The following is a 20088-nucleotide window of genomic DNA, read 5'->3' as shown; positions in this document are numbered from 1 at the left end:
ACATAATAGCAGTTATAGCTACCAAAACATAAAAACTTAGCGTAGCGTACCATTGAAAAGGTTTTTGCTACTATAACTTCTATTATGTAACATAGCTTTGGGAAGTTTAGGGTTTTATGAAAAAATAATATGAAATAGCTTGTTGCGATTTGGTTTGATTTTATGAAAACCAAATTGCAATATGCTATTACCTTAAAGATAAAAAAACGCTAAACTAGAATGGTGAGCGGAATAAAATAAAAGACAGAGGATTTTGAGGTACGAAAAAACTGGGTTTTATTTTATGGGGAATTTTAAAGTACTAATTATTAAATATTGGAATATTCTAAATATAACCAATCAACAAAATCATTTAGTTTAGACTTTATCAATTCTTCATCATTATACTCAATCATTTTCAAACCTTTATCAGTAACCTCAATTTTTTGTTTCTTCTCGATTGTTTGAATTGTATCATAATATTTATCGTATAACCAATCTCTACAACATAAATCATCATCTGGTAATTTCCCAAGCTTAGGATTATGTTCTAATCCATTAAGAGCATTAAAGTCATAGTTTTTTGTATTATCTTTGGGAAAGCCAATTAAATCTAATACAATATCATAAATCTGAACAGACACCTTAGTTAAGTCAATACCTTTCTGTTCTAACTCTTCAAATAAACACTCTTGCTTAAATTCTTCAAACAATAAATTAACTAAACTATCTTTCATATTATTAATTACCCAATTCATTAAACACTAAAACTACACAACAGATTATTAATTTTCTAATAAGGCTTGATTAACACTATCATATTTATAGTTAACTATATCACCTGTTTCTATTAAAGAAATAACTTTTTCAATAATTTGAAAAGGAACAACAAACCACTCTCTTGGTGTTATTCTTCTACCTTTTTCATCTTTTATATCTACATTTAAACATACTTCTGCAAAGAAGCGATGTATTAAACTTTCAAAATCTTGAGTAATTACATTATAAATTCTATACGCATTTACTATACGAACATCAGCCATTAAATATGTAGCCTCTTTTGATGCATTTTTTATACGTTCAGTAACAGGAACTGTTGAATACCCTATTTTATACAAATCTTTAATAGATGCTATTTCTTTATTTTTTGATTTAGATTGTAATACATAAATCCAACCTGTTACATCATCTTCATCTGTGATGATATTTGCATTTTTAAAAAGTTCATCCTCTGCATCTTTATCTGTATCTGAAACAATACTTCCGTTATTATATAATGCTTTTGCTAATGAACGATAAAACATATTACTAACTGTACCATTTTCAAAAATAGTTATAGTCCTACCATCTTTTCTTGTTCTATCACCTATTTGCCTATTCTCTGAACCATCTTTTTCTAAAAATAACAATACACCATCTAAAACATAATATTTACCTTCTTCAAGGTTTTTTTCTACGTCTTTAAATTCTTTTAATTTACGTTTACCTTCTCTTAATTCTTTATGTACTTTTTTAAATTGTGTTTCATAAGGCGCAAAATCCTTATTACTCATTGCTTTTCTTCTTGCTGTAAAATCTGTTTCTGCTCTTTCTGATGCGCTCTTTACATTCTTCAACTTAAATATAGACAAGGTTTCATCTGTATCTAATATCCCTAAATCATCATCATTTAATATATCTTCTACTGATTTTACTTCTTCTTTAGTGTTTAAAAGGTTATGCGAATCATAAGGTTTTAATATTTCTACTTTTTTAGCATCTTTTCTTAATGCTTTTAATCTTGATAGCAGTTTAAATTCAGTTACATTAGTTGCTTCTGGTTCACGATTATTCTTTTCAAAAAAGACATTAATATCTTGGAACGATTCAATTAAGCGTTCGTCTTCAGTTTTTACATTAGAGTTTTTGGGTTTAGAATCTAAAATTCCAAACTCATCATCATTAAATATATCTTCTAATGTTTTCTTTTTACTCATTTGCTTGGGCTTTACGCTTTTGCTCTTTTAAAAATATAATTGCTTCCGCTAAACGTCTTTCTTGTGGGTCGAAAGATTGAATACTTGGTTGTTCTCCTGTTTTTGCTATCCAGTTTTTTATTTTAGGCCACAATATAATTGCTTCCTCATCAGTCATTGTTATTCTTGTAGCATCAATAGTTTCTTGGATTGCTTTAAATACTGATGCTGTTACTGATTTAGATAATATTTCAAATGCCTTCTGAAATGGATTGATTGTATCTATTAAATCAATATTAATATCATCAATATTTACAAAACTATCTGCCATACGAATAAAGCGTTTATCGCCTACTTCTTCAATAGTACCATTTTTAACAACAGAATCCACTACTACGTGTTGACGTACTGATTCTACTTCTTCATCAGATAAGTCTGGATAGGTTTCTTTAATAATTTTAGGTATCAATACTTTATTAATAACTTCTGGGTCTACATTACCAGGCATTGCCTTTAGCATTGTATCATCTTGCATTATTTTTGCTTTCAAGTCATTAATATCACTTTCAATAATATCTTTTGCTCTTTGTGAACTTGGTAACTTAAAGCCATTTATTTTTATAGTATCATCGTCATCTTCTGAATTATCATCATCTTCGTCTGGAAATTTTGGTTTAAATTTAAAATTAGGTGCTAACACTTGCTCCATTAACAATGATGCTGTAATAGCTTTTAGCATATTATTTACTGATAATTTTACTAAGTCATCTTCTGCATCTGGTTGTGCTATTAAATTGGTAAACTGAGAATGTGATTTATTTTCACTATCTCTTGTTGCTCTACCTATAATTTGAATAATTTCTGTTAATGAACCTCTATAACCAACCGTTAAAGCGTGTTCGCAATATGGCCAATCAAACCCTTCTTTTGCCATACCTAATGCTATGATAATATCTATATCATCTACACTTGTTACATTACGTAAATATTCTTGTATTTTATCTCTATCCTTTTGATTATCGTGAACTAAATCTGCAATCTTTAACGTTTTACCTGTAGCATTACTTATTACATATAAAACACCTGTATCTGGGTCTTGATAGTCTAATTCACCTAAACCATCTACAATTCTATTCACTTCTTCATATTTATCTTTTTCAGACTCTCCAGAATTTACACTTGGTATATGAATTATTGTTTTTTTGTTTTCATCTAATATCTCGTGAATAGCAGAAGTATATTTCCCTTGATAGAAGTGATACCCAATACCTAATGATTTTAAATAATTATAGCCATTTAGTTGTTGGTAATAATCGTACTTTACTTTAGTAAACTTTGCTTCATCTTCTGGTAATAAAATTGGTACAGAATCTCCTCTAAAGAAAGAACCAGTCATTGCAACTACGTGTGCAGTAGATTTTTCCATTACACTACTTAAAACCAATCCTAATTTATTATCACCATCTACGGATACGTGATGAAATTCATCTATTGCCAATAAACAATCATTGAGTTGTTTTTCATCTATTGCATCAAAAGCAAAACGCAATGTAGCGTGTGTACAAATTAGTATTTTTTCGTCACTTTCTAAAAAATTCAGAAATGCAGTTACTTTGCTTTTTTCTATACCAGGCGTACATAAATTATATCTTGGATTAGGTTCCCAATCTGCAAAAAAACCAAACTTCTTTAATTCTGTTTTAGCAAATGAACTACCAATAGACCGTTCTGGAACTGCTACAATTACTTTCTTTATATCTTGATTTATTAATTTATCTAAACCAATAAACATTAATGCACGAGATTTACCAGAAGCTGGCGGTGCTTTAATTAATAAATATTGAGCAGTACGAGCCTCAAATGCTTTTTGTTGCATTTCTCTCATACCATACTCATTGGTACTTTTACTTTTTCCTGTTTGTTGGTATTTTACGTGTACTATATCTGGCATAAATATCTAAAGTTTATCTAAAATGTCTAATTTATATTACTGTAACCTATTGTTTTATAGCGGTTAAACATGCTTAAACAACTAAAGTTTATCTAAAAAATGTCTAAAGTTTATCTAAATTTTATTTGATTTAGTTAAACTTTTATCCAAATAGGTTTTCTATTTGTTCCTATATTATTGATGCTATTATCTTTTTTAGACATCGAATAGATAATATTTCTTAATTTATTCTTCTTTTTATTAATATCTAAAACATTAGGTAGTATATCTAAAATGAGTTTATCAATATCTTCTTTTGATGCACTTTTATATTTATCTAAATATTCTAAAATCATTTTTTTATAATGTTCATCTTTAAAGCCTCTCATTTTTATATAATCTCCTTTTTGATTAGTTGCTGATGCCACTTTAGATGATATATAAAAATTAGGTTTTCTGCCTTCAATAAGTTTCTTTGTTTTAAGGGTTTTTATTTCCTCTGCACTTAATATTTTATTTTTAGCGACCTTATCTAAAAGCATAATTTCTTCTAAAGATAAATTTGGCATTTGGGCTATTTTACGAGCATAATTTACATCAACAATTTTACCTGTAATGGTAACTTTTACTTTGTTATTAGTTAAATCGTAATCTGGTAAAGGGAAATATTTTTTACGCTGAATTAGATACATCTTTTTTATACCACTCCCTATGGTATCAATCATATTTAAGTTGACCATAGCATCTGCTAAAAATTTATTACGGTATTTAGATTCTGGTGCATCTGCTTTAATTACGGTTTCAATACTTTGCGGAATAAAACTACCAGCATTAGCAAAAGTTAAGGTTGCATTTTCGTTTTCTACCACCAATATTTTACCACCCAATGTATAATCTTGATGCACAATAGAATTGTTTAAACCTTCGCGAATGATGTAAGAATCGTATTGGTCTACTTCTTCTGGAAACAAAGTGCCATCTGTAAGATAACGATACTTTAAGTTTCGTATTTTACCATAAACTTGTTGAATATTTAAAAGTAAAGGACAAGTAAAATGTTCGTAATCTTTTTCAATATTATCACTGCCTTTAAGTATCCAAGTAATTTTAGAAGTTGCAGGATTTATAAAATGTTCTGATTCAGGTTTACCCAGTAAAATTATTGTAGCATTTGTAATTGCACCTTTTATAGTAAGTTTTGCTTTATTTAAGAAAACAGTATCTGACCAATGTTTAATATCTTCTTCTAAATTAGGGTTCTTTTGAGTATATCTTAAACGAGCTTGGGTAATAGCTTCTTGAGACAAATCTAAAATTGAAGCTTCTTTAATTATTTGAGCACTCCAATCTTCTGTTTTATTTTGATTTTTAATTCTATCATATTCGTCAGATGATAATGCTCCTAAACTTTCACCGTCTCTACCATAACAATGCCCTTTCCAAGATAAAGGAATTCCTTTGGGTGCGATAGGTATTTGTAACATTATTACCTCTAAACCATTTTTAGTTACCCTATGTGTGTTTATAAAATTGGTTGTGGGTGACGTATGTTTTGCAATTTCTTGCTTGTACTCATTTAATTGAGTGTCTGAAATATTTGTACCTATAATTTTTTTATTATTATTTACACCCAACAATAACCAAGCACAAGAATTATTAGATAAATTTGCTTCATTTCCTAGAGCAGAAAAATATTTACCTAATTTATCTTTATCAATTTGGTTTTTAGCTTCTTTAAATTCTACTACTTCATTTTCGGTAGATAAACTTAACAATGTATCTAAAGTTGTTTCCATTATTTAGCTTTCTTTTTACGAGTTCTTTTTGGTTTTTCTAACAAGGTGTTTTTATTTATCATCTTCTCATATTCTTTAAAAAGATATTCTAAACGCTCTGTATCACTCTCAAATGGTTTTAAACGATAACAACGCTCAATAGCTAAATCTAATTGATGATGTGCTTCTTTTAAACCTTTAGGCATTTTATCAGGATTATATAAATCACCTATAGTTTTTTCAGGATGCTTTTCTCTTTCTTCTAATATTTCAAAAACGTGTAGGTTGATTTGTTCTTTTTGTTTTTCATTAATATCAGGAAAAGGAAAAGTATTATAGCACAAAGCAGAGGAATACCTAATTCGAGACTCCAGCTTTCCTCCAACAGCAGAAAGCCAATTATTATGCATTTTTGAATATAATAATCCAAAAACCCAAGGTTCTGCATCATAAACTGTCTGAACTGAATTTAGAGAAATGTAACTACTATCATAATAGCCACAAGGTAAATACTCTCTTCCTTCTGAAGATGTACAAGGAATTACAATTTGATTATTTGAAGGCTCATTTCTATACCTAAATTGATGTGACCTGTTAGCCAAAGTTCGAGCTACTTCACCGCCATTTTCTCTAAACTCTCTTACATTTTTTATTCTAACATTTATTTCTGGAATTTTAATAGCATCTTCTAAATCCTCATCATCTATCCAAAAGCAATATCTATTAATATTTTTTAAAAACTCTTCACCACCTATAACATTTCTTATATATTTTAAAGTTCTTACATCTTTTACTATTTTATCTTTTTCATCATCTCGAAATCTTAAAAACCCGCCTTCTAAAGGCATATTACCATAAGACATTTTGGGAATATTACTTAATGGTCTTGACCTCTTAAAAATAAAAATATTTGGACCACCAGTTAAATAAGCATTAATATTCAACACTTTTAATTTATGTGAGTCTATGTAGATTAGTCTTTGCTTATTTGATATATTTCTTAAACCAACAATAACAACAGAAACACCTGCATTACCTTTTGCATTATTCGTCCATTTAAATGTTTGATGTGCAAAGCCTATCTCAACCTTCTCGTTAAGAATACGTGGCCAAGTTAAAGACACTTGTTCTCCTTGACAAATAGAATTGGTAGATACAAAAGCCAATTGTGCATTGAAGCCTTGAATATATTTTGCTCCTTTATAAAACCAAGCACTCACATAATCTAAGCTTTTGTAGTCTTTCAAAAAGACAAATTTCATATCCTCTTTTTGCTCTTTGTCTTGATTGCGAGAACCCAAATAAGGTGGATTACCTAAAATATAAATTTCATCATCTTCATTTTTAGGACAGGTATCTTCCCAGTTTAAACGTGTGGCATTACCTTGTGTTATATTACCTGCTTCTTTTAGCGGTAAAATATCTTCTGCTTTACCATAATCGTGTAGCTCATTAACAAACTCTTTATTCATTTGGTGTTCTGCTAACCATAAAGATAAAATTGCCATTTCGTGTGCAAAATCGTCTAATTCTAAACCATAAAATTGAGAGAGTTTAATTTTAGTGTACACATCTGGAAAACCTAAATTTAGCTGATGATTAACTTCATAGATTCTTGCTAAAATCTTTATTTCTAATCGTCTTAATTGTTTATAAGCAATAATTAAAAAATTACCACTACCACAAGCAGGATCAAACACTTTAATTTTTGCAATTCTATTAATGAGTTTATTTAGTTTTTTTACATCATTAAAATGCTTTTCAAATTCTTCGTTTAATTCATTTAAAAACAAAGGTTCTATTACCTTCATAATATTAGGTACAGAAGTATAATGCATTCCTAAACCACTACGATATGCAGGATTTACTACTGCCTGTATCATAGAACCAAAAATGTCAGGGTTGATTTCGCTCCAATCTAAATCGCCACACTCAACAATTATTTTTCGTGCTTCTTTAGTAAACTTCGGTGATACAATTGTATCTCTAAATAAACCACCATTTACATATGGAAACTCTTTAAAATGAGCTGCTTCTTTACTGTTATCTTTTGTATTAAGAACTTTAAAAAGCCTATCTAAAAATGTATGTGTATCACTTCCATCTTTTTGAGTATGTTGCTCTAATGTATCTGTAAACATTCCCTCAATTGGAAATATATCTGTGTCTTCTGCAAAAAAGCAAAAGAGTAAACGAGATAGAAAGATATTTAGGTTATGACCACCATCGTCATAGATGTTTGGGTTTTCTGTAACTAATATATCATAGAGCTTCGCCATTTTGTAAGACGCTTTTCTATCTGCATAATTCTCATTTTTTTGAGCATATTTTTCTTGACCTGCCCAAGGTAGAAAGAAACCAAAATGTTTATGAATTTCGAGAATAGGTGTATCTAACGCTAATCCTGTTCTTATATCTTTTGCTAATAATGTTTTGTAATCTGTTACAATTACAAATCTTGGATTGTGTTTTAATGAATCTGTATCTTTAGTTAATTCATCAATAGTATTTAATAAAGCACCAGATTCAACCTCTTTAAATAGCATTTTACTTTTATAAAGTACTTCTCCATCAATTTTAGATAAATTAAAGTCTCCTTTTTTTAAACGTGTTATTGATGTTTTAGAAATACCGTATGCTTTCAATAAATCGAATACAAATTCTTCTTTATTGAAATTTTCAACTAATGCTATTACGTTTTTTTCTATTTGAGATGCGTTCATTTAATCTTTTCTATTGCTCTTTTAATCAGCTCATAAAAATATAATTATTTATTGATTAAATAATAAGGATTTCCTCATTTACTTTTTACCCCTGTTTTAGGGTATATTACAAGTTGAAAAAGATTAGTTGTTTTTACAGTAATTAATCTGTTCTAAAATTTTTCTTCTAATGCTATTTTCTAACTCAACATCAGCGATACTATCTAATAATTTAGAATAGTCTTTTCTTAACAACTTAAAAGAGTGTTTATGATATTTTTTTAACCCATTAAAACTGTCTTTATCTTTCATAGCACCTAACAATAATATTTCTTTAGGTTTTAATTTTTGATAATTAATTATTGGTTGCTTCTTTATAGTATCGTAGATATTTAATAATTCATCTGCCAAAGCATCAAACTTACTTTTATTTACTAAATCTGCTACTGTATAAATACCAATTGGATGTTTACGATTATTAAAATACCTACTATTTGCTTCTAACTCAAAACGGATTAAGCTTTCAGATAACTTTGTGTTACTTTCTGCCTTTGTTTGATACGTTTTATCATAACCTTTAATATTATAGTTTGTGCCTTTAAAATGAGCACCATATATTCTTGTGCTATTACGCATCAATATTGGCTTATTTCCTTTGTATTCTAACCAATTTCTAAAGGTATTGTCTTCATTTTCACTTATAACTACTGCTATTGCGGTTTTTTTTACTTCTGCGCTAAGTAGGTCAAAATCAAAATATGCATCTAAATTATAAATAGCTTCCTGTACTTGATTAAATGTAAATACTTGGTAATTATTTTTCATATAAAACTTTTGTAAACTATTACAAATTGTTAGTTCCGAACCCCTTAACCAGAGCTTTAAATTGAGTATATTAGATTCATAGTTAGTTACTTCACCATATTTATTAAAACGTGGTAACCACAAACAATTATTCCAATGAAAAGGTTCTTTAGCTCTGGTAACAGCTTCTTTTGGTAGTTTATCTATAAGCTTTACTATTTTTGTAGTATCATACAAAATAACTACCTTTTACTTTTAAAGGCTTTATTGTAGTTTTTATCTAGTAAGACTTCTACATCTTTCATCTTGTAGTAGATTTTACTACCAATTTGAGAAAATGATATTTTACCTTCATCTCTCCAAGTTTGAGCTGTTCTTTTACTAATATGCATTAGCTGGATAAACTCTTGATTGTCGAGAAAAGTTTCTTTTGATGGTTTTTGATTAGACTCTATTGTAGAGTTTAATTTGTCTAACCTTGATACTAAATTGTTGTACTGTTCTGCTGTTAAAATTACTGCTTCCATTTACTTAATTTTTAATGTTACTAATTATTTCTGCAACAAATATTAAGCTCTGGATAAGTACTTATAAGGCTGACCTTATAAGACCTTTTATTGACTGTATTTTAATGAAATGGATTGTCTTTTATGTATTGTTTTGCCTTTTTCTTGTAATTATCTGATGTAGTTGACCAATCCAATTTTGATTTTAACACTAAATTAATTTGATTAGCTACCATATCACACAACTTTTTTAAACTCAATTTTGGAATGATATGTTCTTCTCTTAAAGCTTCAATTACTCCTCTTATAGTTCCTTTACTTCTGTCTCCCAAATTATATACACCATCTTTTGTAATTGCTAAATCTTCAAGTATTTTTAGAATATAATCTTGCTTTTCCTGATTTACAAATGTTTTAAAACTATCTGTTTCTTCTACTACTAATGATATAGATTTTGTTTGATTGGGTAAAAAAGTAATAGGACTTATTTGAACTGTTTCTTTTATAAATTCTGCTTCTATGGATAAAAATTCTTTAAATAGATTTGGGTATTTATCTTCTTTATCTTCAAACTCTTCATTTCTTTCTGAAATAGTTCTGAACCTTAATTCTCTCTGTCTTAACTCTTTTAATCGTGTTTGAATATACAGTACTTTATTACTAGGCTCAGCATTATCTAATACTTCTTGAAGTCTTGAAATACATTTTTCAAATAAGCGTATGTATATATTACGATGATTTACAAAATGAATATCTAATGGAACGGAATCATTTTGTAATCGCTCAAAAAAATTATCCATTGATGAATGTAATTCATTATAATCATCTTTATCTAACACCATATCATTCATTAGTGAATGAATCATAAGATGTGAACCAGAATCTTTTTTATAGTACATTGTTTTACTATCAAACAATTCAAAAAATATACTTGATATTTCCCAACTTACATTTAAAATCCTATATGCTTTTTTTAATTCATCTAATACTTCATCAAGTGAATCATTGATAATATAACTGAACCTTAAATTCTCAAGCAATAAATTTTCGTTTTCATCTCTAAGAAAGAAGAATATTCTTTTATCTTTAATTTTATTATAAGCATCAATTTCATCTTCAAATTTAGCTCTTAAATATTCCTTTTTCTGTTCGGAAGTAATAGCTTCATTATTGAAACAAAAATCATTTAATTCCTCAATTTCTTTTTGATATTCATTTTCTGTTTCTCCCTTAACTTCATCAATTTTCTTTTTTAAATCTATATATTCAAAAGGCTCAAGCAAGGACTTCCCTTTGATTATGCTTTTCATCCATTTTAATACAGTATCTAAAACATAAAATAAAGTAAGCTCATTACTGATAATATTTTTAACATCGTTAGAAATATTGTTTAAAGGCTCTTTTAAATTTTCAGGATTTAGCTTTCTATAATTATTTTCATCATTAAAAAACAAAGGATAATTTTCTAATAGTAAATCATTATCATATTTGCTAATATCATTATTCTTGAAAATATATAATTTTGATAAAATTTGTTTTAAAGCAGTAGCATCAGTTATTGTTTCAATAACTTCTTCTTCAAGAATAGATAGCTCGTTTGTTATAAAGTTAATTGGATTATCAATTGTTTTGCAATACTTCTGGTAATCCCTAATAACATTAAGCACATCATATTGAACTATATCTAACAAAACATTCATTTGCCATTTCGAAATTTCATAGTAGTCTTCTTTTTCTATATTGTAATAAAATTCGAAAGTTTCAAGATATTCACATTGAACACCAGCTATAAAATCTTCATAAGTTAATTTTGGAATTTTCTTTATTAATCTATCTATCTCTTTAAAAATTAAACTACCATAATCACCTAAATATACTGATTGAATAAACTCTTCTGTTTCATCAACATTTAGTAAAAAATATCGATTTGCAAATTGGGTTAGTAACCAATCATCGCTATTATTGATATAGTAAGGATGTTTATCTTCATTTTTTAATAATCTAATCTTATCATCTTCAGCAACGCATAGTTTTAATTTTTGAAAGTCGTCTAAACCATCAATCTTTTCAAGTATGTTTACTTTAAAATCCTTTTCAGCTTTCTGTTTTGCTGTTTTACGCATTATTTTAAAATGCTCTTTAACTATGTTATTAATTGGTTTGTTAAACATATTTTAATTGATGTATTTATCTACTGCATTATCTAATTCACTACTTATAATTTTTGCATATACTTGTGTTATTCCAATATCGGAATGATCCATTAATTTAGATACGTGTTCTATTCTCATACCATTATTTAATGCTCTGGTAGCAAATGTATGTCTACTAATATGAAAGGTTAAAGAAAATGGTAGCTCTAAAATTTTACCCATTTTAGTTAAATACATATTGCTTAATGCTATTGCTTGTCTTACTACTTTTGCTCTTTGTTCTCGGTCTGTAAAATAATCGCTATCAATATTTGCGAAAGGAAATATTATATCATTTTGATTTACATTTTCAGTTTTATATTTTTCTAAAATATCAATTGCAACTTGACCAATTCTAATACTATGCTGTCTGTTTGTTTTGCGTATTGTCTTAGTTATTTTATGCGTTTTAGCATTGTAATTATTCCACTTTAATTCTATTATATCGCCAAACCTTAAACCTCCTGAAAAGACAGAAAACAGAAACATATCTTTTATAATTTGTGCCTTTGCTTTATCTGAAACCTCTAATTTAATAAAAGCTTCTAACTGTTCGGTAGTTAAAAAACGTTTTGTGCTTTTTGCTTTCTTGACTTTAAACTTACTAAAAGGAAAATGATTTAACGGTATTAAATCCTCTCTCTGCGCTTCTTTAAACATTAGGTTAAGAATCTTTAAAGAAAAGTTTATCGTCGTGTTATTGTTACCTAAAGTGGTGCTACAGTAACCTGCATAATCTTTTAATGTCGTAACCGTAATATCATCGAACATTAACTCTTTATGACCTATAAACTTTTCAAACTTTTTCAAGTAGTTTTTATAGTTGTTATATGTTGATAGTGCTAAAGTGTCTTTTTGTTTTTCGCATCGGTTGTATGCATACTCAAAGAAATTAACTAAAGGTTTACCTTTGATAGCTTCTTTTAATTTTCTTGCCGATGTTGATTGATTTTTAGTTTCTAAATCTGCTATTTGCCCCTGAGCATCTGCAACCTTTTGAGAGATGTATTTATTTAGTCGTGTAGAATTACTATGATTTTTCTTTACTTTTTGCTTTTCTTCATCCCATTCGTTAGGCTCTAATTTTAAGCTTAAAGAAATAAATTTAGTTTTTCGGTCTTTTATTACTCTAAGATAAAGAGGTGCTTTACCAGATTTATCAATCTTATCTTTTTTTAAAATTAATTTAATTGAAGCCATAACATATTGATTTATAAGTAGTGCAATAGACTGCAAACCAATACTAAGGTACAACATTTGGTACAACAAACAATGCTTTTTTATGTATTTTATTACATTATTTTGCATTGCACAAAACAACAAAAGCCTTTATTTATAAGGGTTTAAGTGAATTTTAAAGAAATTGAATATAATAATTAGACAACAACGTGTATAATTAATGGCTAATTCTCGCCTACTTACGAAAATCCTCGCGGATTTTCTATTCGGTTTTTATTTGCTAAATTAGTTGCTTAAACACGCCACAAATCATACACAAAACCGTTGTGGGTAATTTAAGAAAGATGAGGCATTCCAGTTCCAGTTTCAACAAAACTCTTTAAACTTTGAGTTACAAATCTTTCCCAAGCCGGAAAACAAATTTCATAACAGTTTAACTCAGGAACTAATCCATTATGTGCGAAATTTAGAATTGTTTCGTTTTGACCTTTTTCTTCCAAAACCCATTCAACAAGAGTTCCTTCCCACTCTTTTTCAATTCCATCATAACCGTTGTGAATATGTTTAGCCTCAATACATTTCCATACAATTTTTGTATTTGGTTCAAATTCGGAGATTTTAAACTTCCAATAAGTACTATCAAAACTTGTTGTGAATTCATCACCAACTGAAGAAACTGAATTATCTGTATTTCCCCACCATTTTTGGACGTGTTGTGAAATAGCATTGAATACTTGTTGTGTAGTTCCATTAATCGAAACCATTGTTGTGTATGACATAATTTAATTTTAAAATATTAATAGTGCTTGCGAATTACAAGTGCAAATATATAAAAGTACTTTTATTTTACAAGTGCATTTTTATATATTTGCATATGAAACAGATTGAAAGAAGGTCGGACTGTCCAATTAGCTTATCGCTTGACATTTTTGGAGACAAATGGACTTTACTAATTTTAAGAGATTTTATTTTCTTTAACAACAGACACTTTAACGAGTTAGTAACAGTTGAAAAAATATCTACAAATATTCTTACTGACAGATTAAATCGACTACTTGAAAATGATATTGTAAAAAAAGAAGTTGATAGGAATAATAAATCTTCATATCTGTATTCGTTAACAGAAAAAGGAATTGAATTAATTCCGATAGTTATTGAAATTTATAAATGGGGAGCAAACAATATTGACGGAAATAATGCTAATAGTGAATTTAAAAATGAAGTGAATTCTAATTTTAATAAAGTGACATCGGAAATAGTTGACCGAATAAAAACTACCCACAACATGCGTATATAACAAATAGAATTTCAAATATTTTAGTAATTCTAACTTGTACTAAAATATAATTATAAAAGAACATAACCCATATCTACAAATTATAAAACCCTAATTTGGTGTAATAAATTATCTAAAAAAATGAGGTTTTTGTTGTTTATAAACATATCTAATATATGTGGTATTTAAATGTGCAAAATCGTATTTTTGACGCTATAAAACATAGCACATGACATTGACGGATTTTAATCCCATTATAGAGACGATTGAAGAAGCTTATGAAATTCCGCATTTAAACGCGACCAGAAGAATTTCGGCATTATTACCTCACAATTACTACGAAACAGATAAACATTATCCTGTATTATATTTACAAGATGGACAGAATTTATTTAATCCAATGGCGCAATATGGAGATTGGGCAATAGACAAATCTTTGACGAAATTGGCAGAACAAGGTTTGGCAGATATTATTATTATCGCCATTAACCATGGAGAAGAAGAAAGAATTTCGGAATATCTACCTTATTATCATCCACGTTTTGGAGAAGGCAAAGGAAATTTTTATATCGAATTTATGATTGAAAAATTACTGCCTTATGTAAATAAAAAATACAGAACATTAACCGATTTCGAAAATACTGGAATTGGTGGAAGTTCTATGGGTGGTTTAATTAGTTTATATGCAGGTTTATCTGCCCCAAGAATTTTTGGTAAACTAATGATTTTCTCTCCAAGCTTATGGATTTCCAAGAAAATATTCGACAATACAAAAAGTTTTATGCCTTTAGAAGAAGCTAAAATATATTTATATTCTGGTGGAAAAGAAAGCAAAGAACATCTACCAAATGCATTAAAATTAGGTGGAATTATTAAAGAAAAAATGATTAAAGGATATCATATCGATTTTCATTTTTCAATAAATCAAGAAGGAAATCATTCCGAAGTTCATTGGCGCAAAGAATTCCCAAAGGCTATCAAATGGCTTTTCAACGAAAAATAATTATGAAATATACACATATAAAAGAATTAGATCTTACTAAAGACTTTATTTTAACTTGTAAAAAAGATGATTTAGGAGCCATAAAAAACTTACTTCCTATTGAAAACCCGAATTTTGATGGTAGTTTTCTAACACATCATTTAGTATATGGGAAAAAAGGAAATAAAATATATTTAGTAGGTTTAGGTGAAGCAAAAAACGAGGCGAATTTAGAAGATACTTTTCGTAAATTCTGTTTCGAAACTAAAAAATATTGGGGAGAAAATATTCAGTTTTATGCTGAAAATCTTTCCACAGAAAGCTTAAAAAAAGGAGTAATTGGTTTAGAAATGGCACAATATGTAATTGGCGCTTTTAAATCTACCAAAGAAGAAATTAAAGATGCAAACATTAAATTTGTCTCTGCTAAAGATATTCAAAAAGAGCTAGAAGAAGGGCAATTTACTGGAGAAGCAATTAATAAAATTAAAGGGTTGGTAGATGCTCCACCAAATATTAAAACTCCTGAATATTTAGGAGATTGGGCAAAAAAATCTTCCAAAGAATCGGATTACAAATGCACTATTTTTAAACATAAAGAATTAGAGAAAAAAGGGTTTGATGCTGTTTTAGCTGTTGGAAAAGGAAGTATAAATAAACCAGTAGTTATTGTAAATGAATACACACCAAAGAAAATTAAAAACATAGATATTGCATTGGTTGGTAAAGGAATCACGTTCGATTCTGGGGGAATTTCAATTAAAGGTTCTACCAACTTACACTACATGAAAAGTGACATGGGTGGTGCAGCTGTAGTTTTAGGAGTTGTAGAATTAGTGGCTAAATTAAAATTAGACATTAACATTGTGGGTATTGTTGCAGCAGCAGAAAATGCTGTTGATGCAGAAAGTTATAGACCAGGAGATGTTATTAATTCTTATTCTGGAAAAACCATCGAAATTATAGATACAGATGCAGAAGGTCGTTTGGTTTTAGCTGATGGAATTAGTTATGCTATTAAAAAGTTTAATCCAGAATATTTAATCGATTTAGCAACACTCACAGGAAGTGTGGTAAGAACTTTAGGCTATTCTGCTGCAGGAATGTTTACACAGAACCAAGAAATGGCAAATTCGATGTCTGCAATTGGTTACAAGTATCAAGAACGCGTTTGGCAATTGCCAATGTTCGAAGATTATGAAGCAGATTTAAAATCGGATGTTGCAGATATTAAAAATTTCAACGGAAAACCAATTGAAGGTGCTATTAATGCTGCAAAATTTTTAGAATTCTTTACAGAAAAACATCCAAAATGGATGCATTTAGATATTGCTGGTGTTTCATTTGGAGGATCTCAATACGCAAAAATGAAAAGTGCAACAGGATTTGGAATTCAACTAATTACAAATTTCATTAAAGAAAAAGCAACAAAGTAATTTTCTATTTTGTAAATTTATAAAACACCAAATCTAAAATTATGTCTCAACAACCATTAAATTTTCTTTGCATAACCACTTACTTTAAAGGTGAAGATTTTATTAAAAGCTGTAAAGAAGCAGGAAATAAAGTCTATTTATTGACCAAAAAAAGTTTGGAGAACGAAAATTGGCCTTGGGAAGCAATTGACGATGTTTTTTATATAGAAGAATGGAACCAGAATGATGTAATTAAAGGAATTTCATATAAATTCAGGGAAATAAACTTTAACAGGTTTGTAGCTTTAGATGATTTTGATGTAGAAAAAGTGGCTCTTTTACGTGAGCATTTTAGAATGCCAGGAATGGGTAGAACTACTGCACATTATTTTAGAGACAAATTGGCAATGCGTGTAAAAGCAAATAATGAAGGTGTAAATGTACCTGAATTTACTTCGCTTTTTAATAATGATGATATTAACAATTATGCAGATACAATTCCTGCTCCTTGGCTATTAAAACCAAGAATGGAAGCTTCTGCAACAGGAATTAAAAAAATACATTCTAAAGATGAATTGTGGCAAATTGTTAATGATTTAGGGGATGAAAGAGATAATTATTTGGTTGAAAAATTTGCTCCTGGAGATGTTTTTCATGTAGATAGTTTAAATGTTGATGGTAAAGTAGTTTTTGCGAGAGTCAGCAAATATTTAGATACACCTTTTGAGGTAGCTCATAGTGGAGGAATTTTTAGATCTGCAACTTCAGAAATTGGTTCTAAAGTAGAAAAGGGATTGCAAAAAATGAATAAACAAGTGATGAAAGCCTTTGGAATGAAATCTGGAGCTTCTCATACAGAATTTATTCAATCGAAAGCCACTGGAGAATTGTTCTTTTTAGAAACTTCATCGAGAGTTGGTGGTGCAAATTTAGCAGAAATGGTTGCCTATGCTTCTGGTGTAAATCTTTGGGGTGAATGGGCCAAAATTGAAACAGCAAACCTAAAAAATGAGGTTTATAAATTACCTAAAATTCATAATAAATATGCAGGAATTGTAGTTTCTTTAAGTAGATTCGAACATCCTGATACTTCCAGCTTTACAGACAAAGAAATAGTTTGGAGAATGAATAAACAGTGGCATATTGGTTTAATAATAGTATCTGAATCCAGCGAACGTGTTTTAGAATTGTTAGATAGATACACACATAGAATTTCTTCTGAATTTCATGCTAGTATTCCTGCTCCAGATAAATCTTTATAGAAATTTATAATTAAAATAAAAACCTTCAACTTTTAAAAGTTGAAGGTTTGGTATTCTATTTTTTTTGAATTTAAACGGCGCTAAATCTAAATAAATAGTTAGGTTTTAGTTTTCAAAAAAACCGGTGCTACCTCCTACCCAAGTTTTGTCTTTATTATATTTTACGCCAACCATTTCTCCTTTACTAATTCTAATTAAATTGCTAACAATTTCTGTTTTGTTCGTTTTAGAATTGTGCAACAACATCATACGAACTTCACATTTTGCAGGAACATCCATAGTTTCTATAATTGGTGCGTATGCTACTTTTTCTTGTAATAAATAGTTCGATTTATTGGTAACTTCATCAATCATTTTACGAGTTACATGAATCTCCACTCCTACTCCAGCAAAGGAGTACAATGGTTTTAATACATAATTTTCTAAATCTTCTGGAATTTCTTCTAATTGATCTAAATAAAATGATTTTGGCACATAATCTCCTTTTAACAAAGGCATTGTGTACTTACTTATTCTGTAAAACCAATTAGGGTGGCCAATCCATTCTACATCTACTTCATCTAAAAAACTAAACTCGGTTTTTAAATCTTTTCGTTGATCTAATTCATCAAAAATAATTCTGTTATAGATTTTTAAAATCTTTATTTCTTTGCCTTCATTATCTAAATAAAAAAGTTCTTTTCCTTTTTTAATCAAATTAGAAATACATAATATTTTAATTCCTAAGGCTTTTTCTGTTGCATAGAAATCAATTGCTGTTGCTTGCTTTTCTGGTTCTATTTCTAATAAAATTACTTGTTTCGGGTTTGTATCTCCTACGATTTCTTGTTGCAATAATGCAACAAAATCTTTAGGTGTCATTCCATTAATATGTTGAGAATAATTTTCTGGAATTACATTTCCAAAATGTTTGCGATACATGCTTCCCAATAAGTGTTGAAAGAAATATAATGATGGAAAACCTTGTAATTCAATCAATTTTGGAACTAAATTTCCTTTTTCATCTTCACAAATTCCGAAATCTAATTGTAAAAATTTAGAATTCTCATCTTCATTAGGCACAATTCTATCATCATCAAAAAAAGCACCATTTGTTAACTCTTTAAAGTTGGGTTTATTGATAACTTCCATAATATCATTACAAGCATCTACCAATTTTGTTTTTAATTCTTTTGGAATAAAAACAGGTGTTTCAGCAATTTTAAAAATGGGTTTATAGTTGAAACTTTTGTCAATATCATCTAAAAAAAGTTGATACTTTTCTTCAGAAAAATTCTCATTGTATAACTTTCTATTTTGATGTATCATTGGAAATTAAGATAATATTGGTTCTTGAATCGTACTAATTGCATTCGTAATAAACTTCGGTAAAATGGTATTATACGTCATAATTAGCTTATCAGCATCGTCCATTCTATCCATCATTTGTTCGTATTTTTCTTCTCCAAAACTGTTAATTACAATTTGCTTATTTTCAGGCAAAGCAAAAAATGCTTCCATACTTACTGGATCTGCTTCTGGATGAAATTGTGTTCCCACAAATTCATCAGAAAAACGAACAGCCATAATTGCACGCTCTAATTCTACATGGGTTCTAATTTTCTCTAAACTTAAAATTGAAGCCCCATGCTCTTTAAAAACTTTTAATCTTGGTTGAATTAATTGCCAATCTCTGGAATCTACAGCGTAAAAAGGGTCGTGCAAACCTTCTAAAAGCAAGTCTTTTTTACCAGCTTTTGTTTTATGCACTTTTAAAATACCAAAAGAAGTACTTTTTCTTAATTTTATTTCTCCTAATTCAAAATAATTACACATTACTTGAAAAGAATAACAAATGAAAAACACATGTTTTTTCTGATAAGAATTTTTATTGATATCCCATAATTCTTGCATTAAATCTAAATAGGGTTTCCTCCAAATCTCTTCTTCTAAAGGGCTTCCTGGCCCTCCACTTGAAATATAAATATCGTAAGAAGTATCAGGGATTTCATTTTTTGCTCTTACATCAAAAACAGCAAAATCTACCTCTTCACAAAAAGTTTCAGCAATCTCTTTAATACAACGTAAACCTTGGTTAGGTTGGTTGTTGTTCATGTCTAATATTGCTAATTTTAATTTATTTTTTGTCATT

General features: G+C 28.7%; 16 protein-coding genes. 4 read left to right on the top strand and 12 right to left on the bottom strand.

The window, feature by feature from the left end; all coding sequences use genetic code 11:
- Positions 1 to 308: 308 nt before the first annotated feature.
- From H9I45_RS01270 to H9I45_RS01225, 10 genes are all read right to left on the bottom strand, one after another.
- Positions 309 to 716, bottom strand: coding sequence for a hypothetical protein (locus H9I45_RS01270; protein WP_140422787.1), 408 nt, complete (start codon positions 714 to 716; stop codon positions 309 to 311).
- A 48-nt stretch (positions 717 to 764) separates the two neighbouring features.
- Positions 765 to 1955 (bottom strand): GIY-YIG nuclease family protein, encoded by a 1191-nt coding sequence (locus tag H9I45_RS01265; protein ID WP_088355482.1) that lies wholly within the window; start codon positions 1953 to 1955, stop codon positions 765 to 767.
- Positions 1948 to 3885, bottom strand: coding sequence for a DEAD/DEAH box helicase (locus tag H9I45_RS01260; RefSeq protein WP_088355483.1), 1938 nt, complete (start codon positions 3883 to 3885; stop codon positions 1948 to 1950). Before H9I45_RS01260 ends, H9I45_RS01265 begins: the two co-directional genes overlap by 8 nt.
- A 134-nt stretch (positions 3886 to 4019) precedes the next feature.
- On the bottom strand, positions 4020 to 5660 hold the full coding sequence (locus tag H9I45_RS01255) for an RNA/DNA-binding domain-containing protein (protein ID WP_088355484.1): 1641 nt from the start codon (positions 5658 to 5660) through the stop codon (positions 4020 to 4022).
- Positions 5660 to 8362 carry a class I SAM-dependent DNA methyltransferase gene (locus tag H9I45_RS01250; protein WP_088355485.1) on the bottom strand — a complete coding sequence of 901 codons (2703 nt, stop codon included), beginning with the start codon at positions 8360 to 8362 and terminating at the stop codon, positions 5660 to 5662. Before H9I45_RS01250 ends, H9I45_RS01255 begins: the two co-directional genes overlap by 1 nt.
- A 123-nt stretch (positions 8363 to 8485) precedes the next feature.
- Positions 8486 to 9166: a hypothetical protein gene (locus H9I45_RS01245; protein ID WP_140422788.1), complete on the bottom strand. Its 681-nt coding sequence runs from the start codon at positions 9164 to 9166 to the stop codon at positions 8486 to 8488.
- 221 nt (positions 9167 to 9387) lie between these two features.
- The gene (locus tag H9I45_RS01240) at positions 9388 to 9672 is read right to left on the bottom strand and encodes a helix-turn-helix domain-containing protein (protein WP_088355487.1); all 285 of its coding nucleotides are present in this window, start codon (positions 9670 to 9672) and stop codon (positions 9388 to 9390) included.
- Between the two features lie 101 nt (positions 9673 to 9773).
- Positions 9774 to 11774 (bottom strand): hypothetical protein, encoded by a 2001-nt coding sequence (locus H9I45_RS01235; protein WP_228455002.1) that lies wholly within the window; start codon positions 11772 to 11774, stop codon positions 9774 to 9776.
- A gap of 51 nt (positions 11775 to 11825) precedes the next feature.
- Positions 11826 to 13043 carry a site-specific integrase gene (locus tag H9I45_RS01230; RefSeq protein WP_088355489.1) on the bottom strand — a complete coding sequence of 406 codons (1218 nt, stop codon included), beginning with the start codon at positions 13041 to 13043 and terminating at the stop codon, positions 11826 to 11828.
- Between the two features lie 314 nt (positions 13044 to 13357).
- Positions 13358 to 13801, bottom strand: a complete 444-nt coding sequence (locus tag H9I45_RS01225) for an SRPBCC family protein (RefSeq protein ID WP_088355503.1) — start codon at positions 13799 to 13801, stop codon at positions 13358 to 13360.
- A gap of 95 nt (positions 13802 to 13896) precedes the next feature.
- Between H9I45_RS01225 and H9I45_RS01220 the strand changes: the two genes are divergently transcribed.
- The 4 genes from H9I45_RS01220 (at position 13897) to H9I45_RS01205 (ending at position 17957) form a co-directional block, all read left to right on the top strand.
- The gene (locus H9I45_RS01220) at positions 13897 to 14319 is read left to right on the top strand and encodes a winged helix-turn-helix transcriptional regulator (RefSeq protein ID WP_191141241.1); all 423 of its coding nucleotides are present in this window, start codon (positions 13897 to 13899) and stop codon (positions 14317 to 14319) included.
- A gap of 208 nt (positions 14320 to 14527) precedes the next feature.
- Positions 14528 to 15301, top strand: coding sequence for an alpha/beta hydrolase (locus H9I45_RS01215; protein WP_088354990.1), 774 nt, complete (start codon positions 14528 to 14530; stop codon positions 15299 to 15301).
- Between the two features lie 2 nt (positions 15302 to 15303).
- The gene (locus tag H9I45_RS01210; protein WP_176397593.1) at positions 15304 to 16716 is read left to right on the top strand and encodes a leucyl aminopeptidase family protein; all 1413 of its coding nucleotides are present in this window, start codon (positions 15304 to 15306) and stop codon (positions 16714 to 16716) included.
- A 41-nt stretch (positions 16717 to 16757) separates the two neighbouring features.
- Positions 16758 to 17957, top strand: coding sequence for an ATP-grasp domain-containing protein (locus tag H9I45_RS01205; RefSeq protein WP_088354992.1), 1200 nt, complete (start codon positions 16758 to 16760; stop codon positions 17955 to 17957).
- A 105-nt stretch (positions 17958 to 18062) separates the two neighbouring features.
- On the opposite strand, the gene H9I45_RS01200 is transcribed toward H9I45_RS01205, so the two are convergent.
- Both H9I45_RS01200 and H9I45_RS01195 read right to left on the bottom strand, forming a co-directional pair.
- The gene (locus H9I45_RS01200; protein WP_088354993.1) at positions 18063 to 19265 is read right to left on the bottom strand and encodes a hypothetical protein; all 1203 of its coding nucleotides are present in this window, start codon (positions 19263 to 19265) and stop codon (positions 18063 to 18065) included.
- Positions 19266 to 19271: 6 nt separating this feature from the next.
- Positions 19272 to 20087, bottom strand: a complete 816-nt coding sequence (locus H9I45_RS01195) for a type 1 glutamine amidotransferase (protein ID WP_088354994.1) — start codon at positions 20085 to 20087, stop codon at positions 19272 to 19274.
- Between the last annotated feature and the right edge of the window lies 1 nt (position 20088).

It is taken from the genome of Polaribacter haliotis (assembly GCF_014784055.1).
GTDB lineage: Bacteria > Bacteroidota > Bacteroidia > Flavobacteriales > Flavobacteriaceae > Polaribacter > Polaribacter haliotis.
The sequence above is the reverse complement of the archived record's forward strand: the minus strand, read 5'-3'. Positions and strand labels throughout refer to the sequence as shown.

Bases quoted from the DNA above. Each gene is read 5' to 3' on its own strand.
- H9I45_RS01255 (WP_088355484.1), bottom strand. From the start codon at position 5,660: ATGGAAACAACTTTAGATACATTGTTAAGTTTATCTACCGAAAATGAA.
- H9I45_RS01270 (WP_140422787.1), bottom strand. From the start codon at position 716: ATGAAAGATAGTTTAGTTAATTTATTGTTTGAAGAATTTAAGCAAGAG.
- H9I45_RS01200 (WP_088354993.1), bottom strand. From the start codon at position 19,265: ATGATACATCAAAATAGAAAGTTATACAATGAGAATTTTTCTGAAGAA.
- H9I45_RS01235 (WP_228455002.1), bottom strand. From the start codon at position 11,774: ATGCGTAAAACAGCAAAACAGAAAGCTGAAAAGGATTTTAAAGTAAAC.
- H9I45_RS01205 (WP_088354992.1), top strand. From the start codon at position 16,758: ATGTCTCAACAACCATTAAATTTTCTTTGCATAACCACTTACTTTAAA.
- H9I45_RS01260 (WP_088355483.1), bottom strand. From the start codon at position 3,885: ATGCCAGATATAGTACACGTAAAATACCAACAAACAGGAAAAAGTAAA.
- H9I45_RS01250 (WP_088355485.1), bottom strand. From the start codon at position 8,362: ATGAACGCATCTCAAATAGAAAAAAACGTAATAGCATTAGTTGAAAAT.
- H9I45_RS01230 (WP_088355489.1), bottom strand. From the start codon at position 13,043: ATGGCTTCAATTAAATTAATTTTAAAAAAAGATAAGATTGATAAATCT.
- H9I45_RS01210 (WP_176397593.1), top strand. From the start codon at position 15,304: ATGAAATATACACATATAAAAGAATTAGATCTTACTAAAGACTTTATT.
- H9I45_RS01225 (WP_088355503.1), bottom strand. From the start codon at position 13,801: ATGTCATACACAACAATGGTTTCGATTAATGGAACTACACAACAAGTA.
- H9I45_RS01215 (WP_088354990.1), top strand. From the start codon at position 14,528: ATGACATTGACGGATTTTAATCCCATTATAGAGACGATTGAAGAAGCT.
- H9I45_RS01240 (WP_088355487.1), bottom strand. From the start codon at position 9,672: ATGGAAGCAGTAATTTTAACAGCAGAACAGTACAACAATTTAGTATCA.
- H9I45_RS01220 (WP_191141241.1), top strand. From the start codon at position 13,897: ATGAAACAGATTGAAAGAAGGTCGGACTGTCCAATTAGCTTATCGCTT.
- H9I45_RS01265 (WP_088355482.1), bottom strand. From the start codon at position 1,955: ATGAGTAAAAAGAAAACATTAGAAGATATATTTAATGATGATGAGTTT.
- H9I45_RS01245 (WP_140422788.1), bottom strand. From the start codon at position 9,166: ATGAAAAATAATTACCAAGTATTTACATTTAATCAAGTACAGGAAGCT.
- H9I45_RS01195 (WP_088354994.1), bottom strand. From the start codon at position 20,087: ATGACAAAAAATAAATTAAAATTAGCAATATTAGACATGAACAACAAC.